The 13,344-nt window shown below is 72.9% G+C and carries 13 protein-coding genes; 5 read left to right on the top strand and 8 right to left on the bottom strand.

Annotation, left to right across the window (positions count from 1 at the left end):
* Nucleotides 1–61: 61 nt before the first annotated feature.
* The 5 genes from EDD29_RS33720 to EDD29_RS33700 are packed head-to-tail and all read right to left on the bottom strand — an operon-like array spanning nucleotide 62 to nucleotide 4,964.
* Complete coding sequence (locus EDD29_RS33720) at nucleotides 62–1,324, bottom strand: ABC transporter substrate-binding protein (protein WP_123668309.1); 1,263 nt, start codon at nucleotides 1,322–1,324, stop codon at nucleotides 62–64.
* Entirely contained in the window at nucleotides 1,321–2,424 is a 1,104-nt protein-coding gene (locus tag EDD29_RS33715; protein WP_246053136.1) for a branched-chain amino acid ABC transporter permease, read from the bottom strand. Before EDD29_RS33715 ends, EDD29_RS33720 begins: the two co-directional genes overlap by 4 nt.
* The gene (locus EDD29_RS33710) at nucleotides 2,417–3,307 is read right to left on the bottom strand and encodes a branched-chain amino acid ABC transporter permease (RefSeq protein ID WP_123668308.1); all 891 of its coding nucleotides are present in this window, start codon (nucleotides 3,305–3,307) and stop codon (nucleotides 2,417–2,419) included. Before EDD29_RS33710 ends, EDD29_RS33715 begins: the two co-directional genes overlap by 8 nt.
* Nucleotides 3,304–4,122 carry an ABC transporter ATP-binding protein gene (locus EDD29_RS33705; protein ID WP_123668307.1) on the bottom strand — a complete coding sequence of 273 codons (819 nt, stop codon included), beginning with the start codon at nucleotides 4,120–4,122 and terminating at the stop codon, nucleotides 3,304–3,306. Before EDD29_RS33705 ends, EDD29_RS33710 begins: the two co-directional genes overlap by 4 nt.
* Nucleotides 4,119–4,964 (bottom strand): ABC transporter ATP-binding protein, encoded by an 846-nt coding sequence (locus EDD29_RS33700; protein ID WP_123668306.1) that lies wholly within the window; start codon nucleotides 4,962–4,964, stop codon nucleotides 4,119–4,121. The genes EDD29_RS33705 and EDD29_RS33700 overlap by 4 nt, the downstream gene beginning before the upstream one ends.
* Before the next feature lie 191 nt (nucleotides 4,965–5,155).
* Between EDD29_RS33700 and EDD29_RS33695 the strand changes: the two genes are divergently transcribed.
* Together EDD29_RS33695 and EDD29_RS33690 are read left to right on the top strand one after the other, a co-directional pair.
* Nucleotides 5,156–6,334 carry a PucR family transcriptional regulator gene (locus EDD29_RS33695; protein WP_246053135.1) on the top strand — a complete coding sequence of 393 codons (1,179 nt, stop codon included), beginning with the start codon at nucleotides 5,156–5,158 and terminating at the stop codon, nucleotides 6,332–6,334.
* A gap of 231 nt (nucleotides 6,335–6,565) precedes the next feature.
* Nucleotides 6,566–7,738 (top strand): MFS transporter, encoded by a 1,173-nt coding sequence (locus EDD29_RS33690; RefSeq protein WP_211360085.1) that lies wholly within the window; start codon nucleotides 6,566–6,568, stop codon nucleotides 7,736–7,738.
* Here EDD29_RS33690 and EDD29_RS33685 read toward each other — a convergent pair.
* Entirely contained in the window at nucleotides 7,681–8,619 is a 939-nt protein-coding gene (locus tag EDD29_RS33685) for a LysR family transcriptional regulator (RefSeq protein ID WP_123668305.1), read from the bottom strand. The two genes, EDD29_RS33690 and EDD29_RS33685, sit on opposite strands and share 58 nt — an antisense overlap.
* 71 nt (nucleotides 8,620–8,690) lie before the next feature.
* Between EDD29_RS33685 and EDD29_RS33680 the strand changes: the two genes are divergently transcribed.
* A complete protein-coding gene (locus EDD29_RS33680; protein ID WP_123668304.1) occupies nucleotides 8,691–9,614 on the top strand; it encodes an EamA family transporter in 924 nt (307 codons plus the stop codon).
* Here the strand turns inward: EDD29_RS33680 and EDD29_RS33675 are convergent.
* Nucleotides 9,571–10,113: a hypothetical protein gene (locus tag EDD29_RS33675; protein ID WP_148086181.1), complete on the bottom strand. Its 543-nt coding sequence runs from the start codon at nucleotides 10,111–10,113 to the stop codon at nucleotides 9,571–9,573. The two genes, EDD29_RS33680 and EDD29_RS33675, sit on opposite strands and share 44 nt — an antisense overlap.
* 539 nt (nucleotides 10,114–10,652) lie before the next feature.
* Between EDD29_RS33675 and EDD29_RS33670 the strand changes: the two genes are divergently transcribed.
* Together EDD29_RS33670 and EDD29_RS33665 are read left to right on the top strand one after the other, a co-directional pair.
* The gene (locus EDD29_RS33670; RefSeq protein WP_211360084.1) at nucleotides 10,653–11,996 is read left to right on the top strand and encodes an APC family permease; all 1,344 of its coding nucleotides are present in this window, start codon (nucleotides 10,653–10,655) and stop codon (nucleotides 11,994–11,996) included.
* Between the two features lie 136 nt (nucleotides 11,997–12,132).
* On the top strand, nucleotides 12,133–12,558 hold the full coding sequence (locus tag EDD29_RS33665; RefSeq protein ID WP_123668301.1) for a VOC family protein: 426 nt from the start codon (nucleotides 12,133–12,135) through the stop codon (nucleotides 12,556–12,558).
* Nucleotides 12,559–12,870: 312 nt separating this feature from the next.
* On the opposite strand, the gene EDD29_RS33660 is transcribed toward EDD29_RS33665, so the two are convergent.
* Nucleotides 12,871–13,212: a DUF5713 family protein gene (locus EDD29_RS33660; protein ID WP_123668300.1), complete on the bottom strand. Its 342-nt coding sequence runs from the start codon at nucleotides 13,210–13,212 to the stop codon at nucleotides 12,871–12,873.
* Nucleotides 13,213–13,344: the final 132 nt, after the last annotated feature.

Here is a 13,344-nt window from a genome sequence, read left to right as displayed (position 1 = left end):
TCCCGTTCCGTTCTACGCCGAAGGCCGGCCCCCCAGGGGACCGGCCTCGTAGCGGGTGAGATCAGCTCGCGGTGACCGGGTAGGACGCGGCGAGATCGGCGGTGAAGCGGTCCTTGTGGATCTTCAGACCGCCCAGCGCGTCGGCGTCGGGCTTGAGGATGAACGTGCTGCGGGTCGGCGGCTGGCTCGGGTCGCTGAAGTCGTAGGTGGAGCCGAATCCGCCGTCCCAGGCCTTCTGGGAGCGGTGCGCGGAGATGATGCCCGCGCGGCTGAGGTCCTTGTTCTCGCAGGCCTTCTTCAGCGCGTCGCCGATGACCATCGAGCCGGTGTAACCGGCCATGACGCCGTTGTCGAGGCCGTCCTGCGGGTACTTCGCCTTGTAGCCGTCGATGATCTTCTTCATGATCGGCAGGTCCGCGCTGAGCGGGCTGGACGCCTGGAGCACGTAGAAGTCGCCGAGCAGGGCCGGGCCCGCCGGGGTCGCCAGCAGCTGCGGCGCGAACGCCGAGTTGCTGCCCAGCATCGGGACCTTGAGGCCCGTGGTGGCCGCGACGCCCACGAAGGAGGCGGTCTGCTTCGGCGCGATCGACAGGATGACCGCCTTGACGCCGGCCTCCTCCATCGTCGACACCTGCGAGCTCATGTCGGCGTCGGTCGCCTTGACCTTCTGCTCGACGACCGTCATGCCGAGCTTCTCGGCCGCGTACTTCGACCCGGCCAGGGAGTCGTCGCCGTAGTCGCCCTCGACGTAGATGTGGCCGATCTTGTCGCCCGCCTTGAGGCCGCGCTCCTTGACCAGGAAGTCCACGCCGTTGACGACGTCGACCGCGTACGTCGTGCCCGTCATCTGGATGGACTGCGCGCCGAGGATGCTCGGCGCCCAGGCCAGCGCGAGGGTCAGCGGACCGCTCGCCTCGAGCTTGTCGCGGACCGAGGCGACCGTCGCCGAGCCGATGAACTGCGGCAGCGCCGCGACCTTCGGCTCGAGCTCGGTGTAGGCGCTCACCGTCTTCTGGACGTCGTAGGACATGTCGCGCACGAGCGGTTCGACCTTGCGGCCGCAGATGCCTCCGGCGGCGTTGACCTCCTCGAAGTAGAGCCGGCCTGCCTGGCTGATGCTCTTGCCGAGGGGCGCGTACGGCCCGGTCAGGTCGGTGATCATGCCGACGGTGATGGTGTCGTCGGTGACGCCGGGGCCGTGCTTGACGCCGTCGGCGCCGACGGCCGCCTCGCCGTCGACCGCCTTGTCACTGGCGCACGAGGTCGCGGCGAGCGCGAGGATCACGGCGCCCACGACGCCGGCACGGAGACGGAACCTGCTCAAGGAGCACTCCTAGAGGGGGTGGAGGGGTGGGGGAGACCGCCCGGGAGGCGCTGGCGGACGCGCTGGGCGAGCCCCAGCAGTCCCGCGGGCAGGAACAGGACGACGGCGACCACGACGGACCCGTAGAGGATCCGCGCGGCCTCGGCCGGGGAGAATCCGCCGCTCGTGCCGGGCTGGGCGACCAGCGGGAGCGAGTCGCTGTACCGGGTGAGCAGTTGGGGGAGGAGCGTGACGAGGAAGGCGCCGAGCACCGCGCCGCCGACGGACCCGAGACCGCCGATGACGATCATGGCCAGGTAGTCGAGGGCGAGGACGATGCCGAAGTAGTCGGGGACCGTCCGCTGGAAGACCAGGGCCAGCAGGACCCCCGCGAGCCCCGCGTACATCGACGACAGGACGAACACGCCCGCCCGGTACCGGGACACCGGGACGCCCATGACGCCCGCGGCGGTCTCGTGGTCGCGGATGGTGTTCATGGCGAGGCCCGGCCTGCCCGTCAGGACGCCCTTGGCGAACCAGGCCGCCGCGATCAGGACGAGGACGGCGAGGTACCAGAGCCGTTCCAGGGCGCCGAACGGGATGCCCAGGACGATGAGCTCGGGGGTGTCGGCGAAGGAGAACCCGAACAGGGTGAGCGGCGGGACCGCCCGGCCGTTGTACCCGCCGGTGACGGCCTCGGCGCCGTGCATCAGGTACTGGCCGAGGAAGATCAGCGCGAAGGTGGCGATGCCGAGGTAGGCGCCCTTGAGCCGCGCGGAGATCGGGCTGAACAGGCCCCCGGCCAGGCCCGCCGCGAGGATCGCGCCGATCGCGGCGACGCCGGTCGGCAGGCCGAGCCCGGCGAGGTGGTCGTCGGACTCCGACGACAGGTACACGTAGGTGTAGGCGCCGACCGCGAGGAAGAACGCGTGTCCCATGGACAGCTGGCCCGTCGCGCCGGTGAGGAGGTTGAGGCCGATCGCGCCGACCGCCGCCGACATGGCGAACAGCCCGGCCATGAGCCAGAACCCGTCGAGGTAGAAGGGGATCAGGACCGCGGCGGCGCCCGCGGCGGCCCACAGGGCCAGGCGGAACAGCCGCGCGTTGCGGGAATCAGACACGGGTCAGCTCCCTCGTCCCGAAGAGTCCCGCCGGGCGGATCAGCAGCACGATGATCATCACCAGGAAGGGCGCGACGTCGCCGAGGCCCCTGCCGAGCGAGCCCATCTCGCCCTGGTAGCCGCTCATCAGCGCCTCGGTGACGCCGATGATCAGACCGCCGACGAGCGCGCCGGTGGTGGAGTCGAGGCCGCCGAGGATCGCGGCGGGGAAGGCCTTCAGCGCGATCATCCCGGTCGTCCGGTCGAGTCCGGGGGTGGGGAACACGGTGAGGAAGAGCGCCGCGACGGCGGCGAGCGCCCCGGCGACGGCCCAGGCGCTGAGCGAGATCCGGCCGAGCCGGACGCCCATGAGCGCGGCGGCCTCCTGGTCCTCGGCCGAGGCCCGCATGGCCACGCCCCACCCGGTGTACTTGAAGGCGAGCAGGAACGTGCCGATGAGGCAGCCGGCGACGATCAGCGCGACGAGGCGGGTCTCGGGGATCGACACCTCGCCGAAGTGGACGACCGCGTCGCCCCACGGGTCGCCCATCGCCATCACCTGGGTGCCGATCCTGCGGGTCAGCTCGGTGGCGAGGATGATGTCGACGCCGATGGTCACGATCGCGAGCACGCTGTGGTTGGCCGCCCGCGATCTGCGGATGATCGCGAACTCCACGAACGCGGCGGCGAGCGCGGCGCCCGCGGCCCCGGCCAGCAGCGCGGGCCAGAACCCGATCCTGCCGTGCAGCTCGGCGATCAGGAACCCGCCGATGAGCAGCAGCGAGGCGTGCGCGAAGTTCACGACCTCGCTGGCCTTGAAGATGATGACGAAGCCGAGGGCGATGAGCGCGTAGACCGAGCCCATCGAGATCCCGGTCAGCAGCAGTTCGGCGAAGTGCGTCACGCCGTTTCCTCCTTGAGCGGCGCAGAGTCGTCGGCGGCCGCGCCCAGGTAGGCGCGGATGACCTCGGGGTCGCGCTGCACGTCGGCGGGGGCGCCGTCGGCGATGCGCTTCCCGAAGTCCAGGACGGTGACGGCGTCGGCGAGCCGCATCACCATCCCCATGTCGTGTTCGACCAGGATGAGAGAGATGCCGAGGTCCTCTCGGATGGCCGAGATGAGCCGGGCCATCTCGACGCGCTCGCCGCCGTTCATGCCCGCGACGGGCTCGTCGAGCAGCAGCAGCCGCGGCTCCATGCACAAGGCGCGCGCCAGCTCCACCCGCTTCTGCACGCCGTAGGGCAGCAGTCCGACGGGCTCGTGCAGCCGGTCGGCGATCCCGGTGAACGCGGCGATCTCGGCGACCCGCGCGGCGTGCGCGGCGCGCTCACGGCGCGCGTGCGGCAGCCGCAGCCCGGCCGAGACGAATCCGGCACGGGTGAGCCGGTGCCTTCCGAGCATGAGGTTCGCCGCGACGGGCAGGTGCTGGGACAGCGCGATGTTCTGGAACGTGCGGGCCACGCCGAGCGCCGCGATCCTGTGCGTGGGCAGCCTGGTGAGCTCGGCGTCGCCGAAGCGGACGCTGCCGGAGGTGGCCCGGTAGACGCCGGACAGGACGTTGAAGCAGGTGGACTTGCCCGCGCCGTTCGGGCCGATGACGGCGTGGACGGAGCCGGGCTCGACGGTGAAGCTGACCGCGTCCAGGGCGACGAGTCCGGCGAACCGGACGGTGACGTCCTCGACGTGCAGCCGGGGCGTGGACGGCTCGGGGAGCTTCATCCGGCCCACCTCGTCAGGACGGGGCGGGGCGCGGTGTCGGCCTCGGCGGCCTCGTCCGCGTCGCCTTCGCCGAGGTAGCGGCGGCGCACCTCGTCGCTGGCGGCGAGATCGGCCGCGGGACCGTTCATCGCCACCTCGCCGACCTCGAGCACGTAGGCGTGGGAGGCGAGGGCGAGGGCCGTCGCGGCGTTCTGCTCGACGAGCAGGACCGTGGTGCCCTGGGCGTTGATCTCGGTGATGGTCGCCGCGATCTTCTGCTGCATGAGCGGGGCGAGGCCGAGGGTCGGCTCGTCCAGCAGCAGCAGCGAGGGCCGGGCCATGAGCGCGCGGCCGATGGCGAGCATCTGCTGCTCACCGCCCGACAGGAGGCCGGCCCGCTGGCTCGCGCGTTCGGCGAGCACGGGGAAAAGGTCGAGGACTCGCGCGCGCGCTTCGGCCGTGGCCTTGCGGCTCGCGCCGCCGAGGGCGCCTGCGCGGAGGTTCTCCGCGACGGTCATCCGGCCGAAGATCCGGCGGCCCTCGGGTGCCTGGGTGACCCCGCGCGCGACGACGGCGGCGGCGTCGAGGCCGGTCAGCGGGGCGCCCGCGAACTCGACGGACCCCCCGGTGATCGCGCCCTTGTGATAGCGCAGGGTGCCGGAGACGGCCCGCAGGAGGGTGGTCTTGCCGGCGCCGTTCGCGCCGAGGACGGCGACGACCGAGCCCTGCGGGGCCTCCAGGGAGACCCCGCGGAGGGACCGGACCCGCCCGTAGGCGACCTCCAGTTCGTGGACGCGCAGGCCGGGGGCGCCGTGGGGTGGTGCTCCGGTGCGGTCGGGCGGCAGCTTGGCGGCTGCGTCCATTCGGTGTCCTCCCGGTGAATGTGCGATGGCTCACACAAACCGGCCCGGCCGCCGGACGTCCAGACCGGGAGTCGAAGTGGTGGCGGGTGCACAAGGGACCAGGGGGAAGAACTCGGCAAGTGTGTGCAAACGCACATTCATCCGATAACGTGCGTTTGACGTTGAAACCGCTCGCTGGTGGGGGTGGGGCCTTGCCGGGTGCCTCGAAGACGGACCAGGACGGCGCCGTGCTCATGCGGCGCGTCGCGGGCCGGTTGATGGATCGGGTCCCCGACATGGCGGGGAGGCTGCTCACCGCCCTGCGCGTCGATGAGGACGCCTACCGGGTGCTTCCCGAGGCGGATCTCCGCGGCGACATGGAGCGGAGCTTCGCCGCGGGCGTCGCCGCGATGTACCAGGAGCGCACCGAGCGCCGGGACGTCGCCATCGCGTCGGCCACCGCCGCCCGCCGCGCCGAGCAGGGCGTGCCCTTGGACTCGATGCTCCGCGGCTACCGCCTGGCCACCCAGATCACCTGGGACACCATGGCCGAGGTGGTCGCCCGCGAGCACCCGGACGCCGCGGTCGCCATCCTGCACTCGGCCGGACGCGTCTGGCAGGGCGTCGACCGGCAGGCGATCGCCGCGGTCACCGCCTACCGCCGCCGCGAGGCCGAACTGAGCAGGCGCAGCGCCGAACGCGCCGAGGCCCTGCTCGACGCCCTGCTGGAAGGCAGGGCGGACACCGACGTGGTGCGGGAGGCCGCCGGTGCTCTCGGGGTGCCCCAATACGGCGGCTACCTGGTCGTCGCCTGCCGTCCGGAAGCCACCTCGCCGTCTTGCCCGCCCGCCCGGCTCGGCGCCCTGCGCGTGCTGCGGCGGCCCCGTACCGACGGGGACATCCTCGTCGTCTGGCTGAACGGCGCAGACCCCGCCGCCGCCCTCGCGGCGCTCACCCCGGAACTGCCCGGACCCGCGGGGGTCAGCCCGCCCCTCGAAGGACTCCTCGGCCTCTCCGAGGGCCGCAGGCTCGCCATGACCGCACTGCGCACCTGCCGGGGCGCCGAGGTCGTCCGGCTCGACGAGAGGCTGCCCGCCGCGCTCGCGGTGAGCCGCCCCGACCTCGCGCAGCGCCTCGTCGGCGCGGTGCTCGGCCCCGTCCTCGCCCTGGACGCCCCGGAGCGCGACACCCTGCTCCACACCCTCGCGTCCCTCCTGGACTGCGACGGCTCGGTCACCCGGACCGCGGCGGTCCTCTACTGCCACCGCAACACCGTCTTCAACCGCCTCCGCCGCATCGAGGCGCTCACCGGACGCTCCCCCGACCGCCCCCGCGACGTCGTGGAACTGGCCCTCGCCCTGGAAGCCCACCGCCTGGCCGCCATGACCTGACCGCCCCGGCCACCGGCGCGTGCCCGGCTTTCCCGCGCCCGCAGGGCCCGGGACGATCAGGGCGGCCTGCGCGCGGGCGCGGGGCTCCGCGGTGTGGTGCAGGGCTCCGGTTGACGTGACCGGGTCGTGCGGTCCGGGACGGTGGTCGGGTGGTTCGGGGCTGATGCGGTGTTCGTCCTGTTGGTGCGGGATGATGCGGCGGTTCGGTGGTTCGGCGTAGGGGAGTGCTCGGTGGGGCTGCGCGGTGGGCCGGTGCTGCTGGGGCACGCGGTGCTCGTGCAGCTGATCACGTTCGTGCTGCGGCCGACGATGTCGTACCGCGCGCTTGAACTCGACGTACCGGCTGCCGCCCTCGGTGTACTCGCCGCGAGCTTCGCCTTCGCGCCGCTGGTCCTCGCGCTCCCGGTCGGGCAGCTCACCGACCGGATCGGGGAGCGGCGGGTGGCGCTCGGCGGAGCCGTGTGCACGGCGGCCGCCGCCCTGGTGCTCACCCTTCTGGGAGACGGACTCGGCGGGCTGCTCTGCGGGAGCGTCCTGCTCGGGATAGGACACCTCGGCTGCGTCGTCGGCCAGCAGGCGCTCGTGGCGAACACCTCTGCGCGCGCAGGCTACGACACGGCTTTCGGGCACTACACGTTCGCCGCCTCGCTCGGGCAGTCCCTCGGGCCCACCTTGATCCTGCTGTTCGGCGGCGACCAGCAGATCCCGCACACGGACCGGATCTTCGCCGCATGCGTCGGCGCGGCGGCCCTGCTCGTCGCCCTGTCGTTCGCCCTCCCCGACAGCCGCAGGACGGCCTCCGCGGCCGAGACCGGCGACGAAGGCGGGTTCGCGGAACTCGTCCGGCTACCGGGCCTCGTACGGGCGCTGACGACGAGCTGCATCGTGCTCGCGGCCGTCGACATCACCCTCGCCTACCTGCCCGCGCTCGGCGCCGAACGCGACCTGGCATCCGGGACCATCGGGCTGCTCCTCACCGTCCGTGGGCTGGCGTCCATGGGGTCCCGGTTCTTCCTCGGCCGCATGGCCGCCAGACTCGGCCGCCGCGTACTGCTCACCACCAGCACCGCGGCCTCCGGGCTGGCCATGGCCGTCCTCCCCTTCGACCTGCCCTTGCCGGCGCTGCTGTCCGTCATGGCCGTCGCGGGCTTCGGGCTCGGCATAGGGCAGCCCCTCACCATGTCCTGGCTCGCTGAGGCGTCCCCGCCGGGCCTGCGCGGCCGGGCGATGGCCCTGCGGCTGGTCGGCAACCGGACCGGCCAGCTCGTCATCCCGTCGGCCGCGGGCGCCCTGGCGGCGGGCCTGGGAGTCGCCGGGGTCCTCTACGCGACGGCCGCGGCCCTCGGCTACGCCTCGTTCTCGGCACGGGCCCTGCCGGCCGACCCCCGGGCCGCCGAAGGCTGACGTCCCAGCAGCTCGCCGAGGAACGCCGCGACGGCCGGGCGGACGGGGCCGACGCCCGGCTCCCGGGTCAGCGCGTAGATCGTCCGCGCGTGCGCGGTGGGCGCGGTGACGACGCCCTCGGGAAGGTCGCGCAGGCCCAGCCCGGGGATCAGCGCGACGCCGAGACCTTCGGCGACGAGGTCGAGGGCCAAGGCGAAGTCCATGACGGAGTGGCGTACGTCGGGGGAGAAGCCCGCGTCATGGCAGGCCTGCCGGGTGGAGTCCCCGCACGGGGTGCCGGGCGCCGCCGCCATCCACCGGGCGTCACGCAGGTCCTCCAGCGACGACGCCCCCGCGAGCGGCCCCGACGCCGGTACGCAGAGGTGCAGGGGGTCGCGAATGAGAGCGTGCCGGACGAGTCCCGTAGGGAAGTCCACCGGGACGTGGTCGTACTCCTGCGCGATGACAACGTCGACGGCGGCGAGCCTCAGATCGGCGAGGCCCTGGCCGTCCTCGCCCTCGCCGACGCGCACGTCGAGGTCCGGATGGCGGCGCAACGTACGCGCCACCGCGGGCGCGACCAAGGCGCGGGCCGCGCTCGGGAAGGCGCTCACCCGGACGGTTCCGCCGATCCCCTTGCGCGCCGCCGCCAGAGCGGCCTCCGCGCGGTCGAGCGCGTGCAGCACCTCTTCGGCCGCCGACGCGAGGGCTCGTCCTGCCGGGGTCAGCGCGACGCCGCGGCCGACCCGCTCCACGAGGTCGCAGCCCGCCTCCCGCTCCAGAAGGGAGAGCTGCTGGCTGACCGCGGAAGGCGAGACGCACAAGGTGTCGGCCGCGGCGGTCACCCCGCCCCGGACCGCGACGGTGTGCAGGACACGGAGGCGCCGGGCGTCGAGTTCCATGAAGTGATACTACAAAGTCATTGAAGTTAATTTAACTTGTCCTGAAATGTTGGCCTCGGCAGGCTGGAGCCGTGTCCAACCGTCACCGTGCCCTCGCCGTCCTCGTCGCCGCGATCTGGGGCGTCAACTTCGTCGTCATCGACCTCGGTCTGCGCGAGGTCCCCCCGCTCCTGCTCACCGCGCTCCGCTTCCTCGCCGGCGCGATCCCGCTCGTCTTCCTCGTCCCCCGGCCGACCTCGGCCGCGCGATACGTGATCGCCTACGGCGTCGTCCTGGGCGTCGCGAAGTTCGGCCTGCTGTTCACCGCGATGGCGCACGGCATGCCCGCCGGGCTCGCCTCCCTCGTCCTCCAGGCCCAGGCGCTGTTCTCGGTGCTGCTCGCCGCGACCGTGCTCGGCGAGCGCGTCCGGCCCGGCCAGGCCGCGGGCGTCGCCCTCGCCTCGACGGGGATCTTGCTGCTCGCCGTGCACCGGGGCGAGCACGCCGCGCCGGCCGTCCTGCTGCTGACGCTCGGCGCCGCGCTGTCCTGGGCCTGCGCCAACATCATCGTCCGCCGCAGCGGCGAGCGCCGCCCGCTGTCCCTGCTCGCCTACTCCAGCCTGGTGCCGCCGCTGCCGCTGCTCGGCCTGTCCGCGGCGATCGAAGGCACGGACGCCACCGTGCGCGCGCTCACCCACTTGTCTTTGGCGAGCTTGCTGGCCGTCGCCTTCATCGCCTACGCCTCCACCATCCTCGGCTTCGGCCTGTGGAACCGGCTGCTCGCCGACCACGGGGTGGCGAGGGTCGCCCCCTACAGCCTCCTCGTCCCGATCTTCGGCATCGCGGCGGCCGCGGTCGTCCTCGGCGAATCCATCACCCCGACCGTCGTCGCCGCCTCGGCCGTCGTCCTGCTCGGGCTCTTCCTCGTCGGCCGCACGCCGCGTCCCGCCGGAGGCGACGGCGCAGCCGAGGTCAGCCCGCGGATTCCGGACGCGTCGCGGGCCAGCGGAACGTGACCGCGCCGCCCACCGGCAGCCCCCGCCACCGCTCGGCGAACGCCTCGACCGCGGGCATCAACCGCTGGACCAGCGCCTCGACCTCTGGGTCCGCCGGGCGTGGCGGGGCCCACTCCGGACGCCTGGCGCCGCGCGCCCGCCGCCAGGCGAGATCGACGGCCGCCGCGAGATCCTCGGAGAGCCCCATCTCGTCGCCGCTCGCGTGGTCCCGGGCGCGCAGCGAAGCCTGCTTGCGCTGCTGCCTGCGGATCGCCCGCCGCCGCGCCTTGGGGTCCTCCCCGTCGCGGACGGCGATGGGCAGCTCTCCGCCGCCCCGCGCGATCCGCCCGTAGAGCCCGCCCATCAGCCCCAGCTCCGCCTCCACGAGGTAGTGGACGGCGTCGTGCGGGATCTGCTCGTCGTAGCCGGGGGCCGGATCCATCGCCTGCGCGGGCCGCCCCGGCGGCTCGGCTATCACCGCGTACCTGCGCTCACCCGTCCGTCGGAACGTCACGTCCATCCTCCGACGGTAGGACACCCGCGCGGGCCGGGTCATCTGGTTTTCCGGCGCCCGAGGCATAGGCGGACTCCTGCCCATCGGCCGCTGACGGGCCGGCGGTCTCGCCGTCGGTCCGGACCCTCGTATAGACGCGGAGCCGCCCGCCCCGAGCCCGGCGCAGGCCTCGGCGAAAGTGCGCGACCCGGCTCCGGTACCCGCCACCCCGCGGATGCCCGCTGACGGGGCGGATCCAGGGGAGGAGGCGGCCAGGGCCGTCGACGTGGAGGGATTCGCCGAGCGTGGTTTCGTGAAGACCGAAGGCGCACCGCGCGGGAGGGCCTCGATGCTCCTGCGGTGTGGCGGCGTCGATCCAGGGCGGCCGGTGACCTGGACGAACCGGGACGAACCTCTCGACTCGGCGGCGCGCCGACCCGACGTGCGGCCGGGGTCCGTCGTATCCCGCCGGTACTCGCCCGGTTCTTCCCCATGCGGATGTCGGAGCCGCGGCATAGGCTCAATGCGGAGGGTCGTCGGACGGGTACGGAACGGGGTGGGCGGTCGTGGCGAGAGCGGTGCTCGGGCAGCCGGAGGAATCCGAGCTCAAGAGGGTCATCGGGCGGAAGGTGCTGCTGCTCTTCGTCGTGGGCGACATCCTCGGCGCGGGCATCTACGCCCTCGTCGGACAGGTCGCGGGCGAGGTCGGCGGAGCGATCTGGCTGCCGTTCCTCGTCGCGTTCGTCCTCGCGTCGCTGACGGCCACGGCGTACGCCGAGCTGGTGGGCAAGTACCCGAAGGCGTCAGGCGCGGCGCTGTACACGCACAAGGCGTTCGGGCTGCCCTTCGTCACGTTCATGGTGGCGTTCACCGTGATGATGAGCGGCGTCACCTCCGCCAGCGCCGCGGCACGCGCCTTCGGAGGGCGGTACCTCGCCGAGTTCATCACGCTGCCCGTCATCGTCGGGGCGCTGGCGTTCCTCGCCCTGGTGACGCTGGTGAACCTCGCGGGCATCTCCGAGTCCATCAAGGTGAACGTCGTGCTCACCGCGATCGAGGCGTTCGGGCTGCTCGTCATCGTCGTGATCGGGATCTGGGCGCTCATCCAAGGGGACGGCGAGCCGGCCCGCGCGCTGGAGTTCCACCCGCAGAACGGCGCGATCCTCGGCGTCCTCGGCGGCACCGCGCTGGCGTTCTACGCGCTGCTGGGCTTCGAGGACTCCGTCAACCTCGCCGAGGAGGCCAAGCACCCGCAGGCCGACTTCCCCCGCGCGCTGTTCGGCGGCCTGGTCTTCGCCGCGGTCGTCTACCTGGCCGTCGCCTTCACCGCGACGATGCTCGTCGACACCAAGACGCTGGAGAGCTCGACGGGTCCGCTGCTGGAGGTCGTCAAGGTCGCCGGGCTGTCCTTCCCGCCCAAGCTGTTCGCGCTCATCGCGCTGCTCGCCGTGGGCAACACCGCGCTCATCAACATGATCATGGCCTCGCGCCTCGTCTACGGGATGGCCCGCGAAGGCATCGTGCCGTCGGTGCTCGGCAAGGTCGCGCCGGTCCGCGCCACGCCGTGGACCGCGATCCTGTTCACGGTGGCGGTCGCGGTGGTCCTGGTCAGCACCGGCGATGTCGGGGGCCTCGCCGACACCACGGTGCTGCTGCTCCTGCTGGTCTTCGCCCTGGTCAACGTGTGCGTCCTGCTCCTGCGCCGCGATCCCGTCGAGCACGCCCACTTCCGTGCGCCGTCGTGGATGCCCGCGCTGGGGGCGATCGTCTGCCTGCTGCTCGCCTCACCGCTCACCGGCCGTGACGCCGAGGTCTATGTCCGCGCCGCGACCCTCATCGTCATCGGTGCCGCGCTCTGGCTGGTCAACTACCTTTTCACCCGGTACCGGAGCGGCCGCCTGCCGCACTGACCGTCCGGCGGAGAACGACCTTTCTCGCGAACCGGTGGAAGGCGGACCGGGTTGTCCACAGATCGCGGGCGACGGCCGGGAAATGTCGGTGCGGTGCCGCATGATGGGGGTGCCGGAACGGACACGGGAGGTAGTCATGACCGAACAGAACACGCACGCGACCCGGGCCGGGGTCGTCACCGCCGCGCTGCCGATCGCCGACAGGGGCGTCTCCTACCGCTTCTACCAGGACGTCCTCGGGTGGGACGCCCCCGGGCCGCCCGCCGAGGACGGCGTGCCCGAACCGCTGGAGTTCGCCGTCAACGCGGGGCTGCGGGTCATGCTCGTGCCCACGGGCGGCTTCGGCTGGGTCATCGGCGACCACGAGGTGGCCGAGCCGGGCCGCAGCGAATGCGTCTTCACCCTCGCCCGGCCCACCGACGCCGAGGTCGACGCGCTCATCGAACGCGCCCGCGCGCACGGCGCCCGCGTCATCGTGGAGCCGTCCCGTCTTCCCTGGGGCTACACCGGCACCTTCGCCGACCCCGACGGCCACCTCTGGTCCCTGCTCACCGCCCCTTGAAGAGCCCCACACCCCGCGCTGCACCACCCCGCGCTGCACCACCCCGCGCTGCACCACCCCGCGCGGATCCGACCGGCTCCCGCCCCGGTCCGCGACCTCGCCCGTGACCCGAGCCGGGCGAGCCGACGGGCCTCCGCGGACCAGGTCTGGTCGCCCCGCCATCTCCCCCGGGATTCCGCGGGGAAGCGTGCGCCGGGTTTCGTGGGGAAGTGCGCGAAGGGCTTCGCAGGGGATGATCCGCGGGGCTCTGCGGACGACCGCGCGCCGGGTTCTGCCGGGGACGCCCCGCGGGGTGCGGTGGGGGAGCGCGCGTCACCAGTCGCGGGGTGCGATGAGCTCTTCTCGATCGGCGTCCGGAAAGCCGTAGGCGGTGGCGATGAACGCGACGTCCTCGCTGATCTCCTCACGCGCCATCGTCTCGATCTCGCTGTCCGCCGCCTGGAGCTCGTGGTCGAGCGCGTTGAACTCCTCGGTCGCGGCGTGGGTGAGGACATAGAGCGCGGCGAGGTCCCCGGGCCGCTCCCGCTCGATCCGCTCGCACAGCCGCAGCAGGATCGCCTTCCCCTTGTCGACGAGCGGGTCGGGGAAGTAGTCGTCCTCGTACAGCTCGGGCAGGAACTCATGCGCGAGAATCCGCTCGTTCGCGAGAGGCACCGCGGTCTCCGTTCGTCGTACCGGGATCATCCCGGCCATCCTGCCGCCCCCCACCGACACTTCCCCCGCACCGCCCACCCACCACCATGCCGCCCGAACCGGGGAGGTGCCCACGACCCCGGCCCAGGCGGT

This window comes from Actinocorallia herbida (assembly GCF_003751225.1).
Classification (GTDB): domain Bacteria; phylum Actinomycetota; class Actinomycetes; order Streptosporangiales; family Streptosporangiaceae; genus Actinocorallia; species Actinocorallia herbida.
This window is presented reverse-complemented; position numbering and strand designations above follow the sequence as displayed.

Coding starts and splice junctions, on each gene's coding strand:
- EDD29_RS33665 (WP_123668301.1), top strand. CDS start 12,133: ATGACCGAACAGAACACGCACGCGACCCGGGCCGGGGTCGTCACCGCC.
- EDD29_RS33700 (WP_123668306.1), bottom strand. CDS start 4,964: ATGGACGCAGCCGCCAAGCTGCCGCCCGACCGCACCGGAGCACCACCC.
- EDD29_RS33685 (WP_123668305.1), bottom strand. CDS start 8,619: ATGGAACTCGACGCCCGGCGCCTCCGTGTCCTGCACACCGTCGCGGTC.
- EDD29_RS33675 (WP_148086181.1), bottom strand. CDS start 10,113: ATGGACGTGACGTTCCGACGGACGGGTGAGCGCAGGTACGCGGTGATA.
- EDD29_RS33705 (WP_123668307.1), bottom strand. CDS start 4,122: ATGAAGCTCCCCGAGCCGTCCACGCCCCGGCTGCACGTCGAGGACGTC.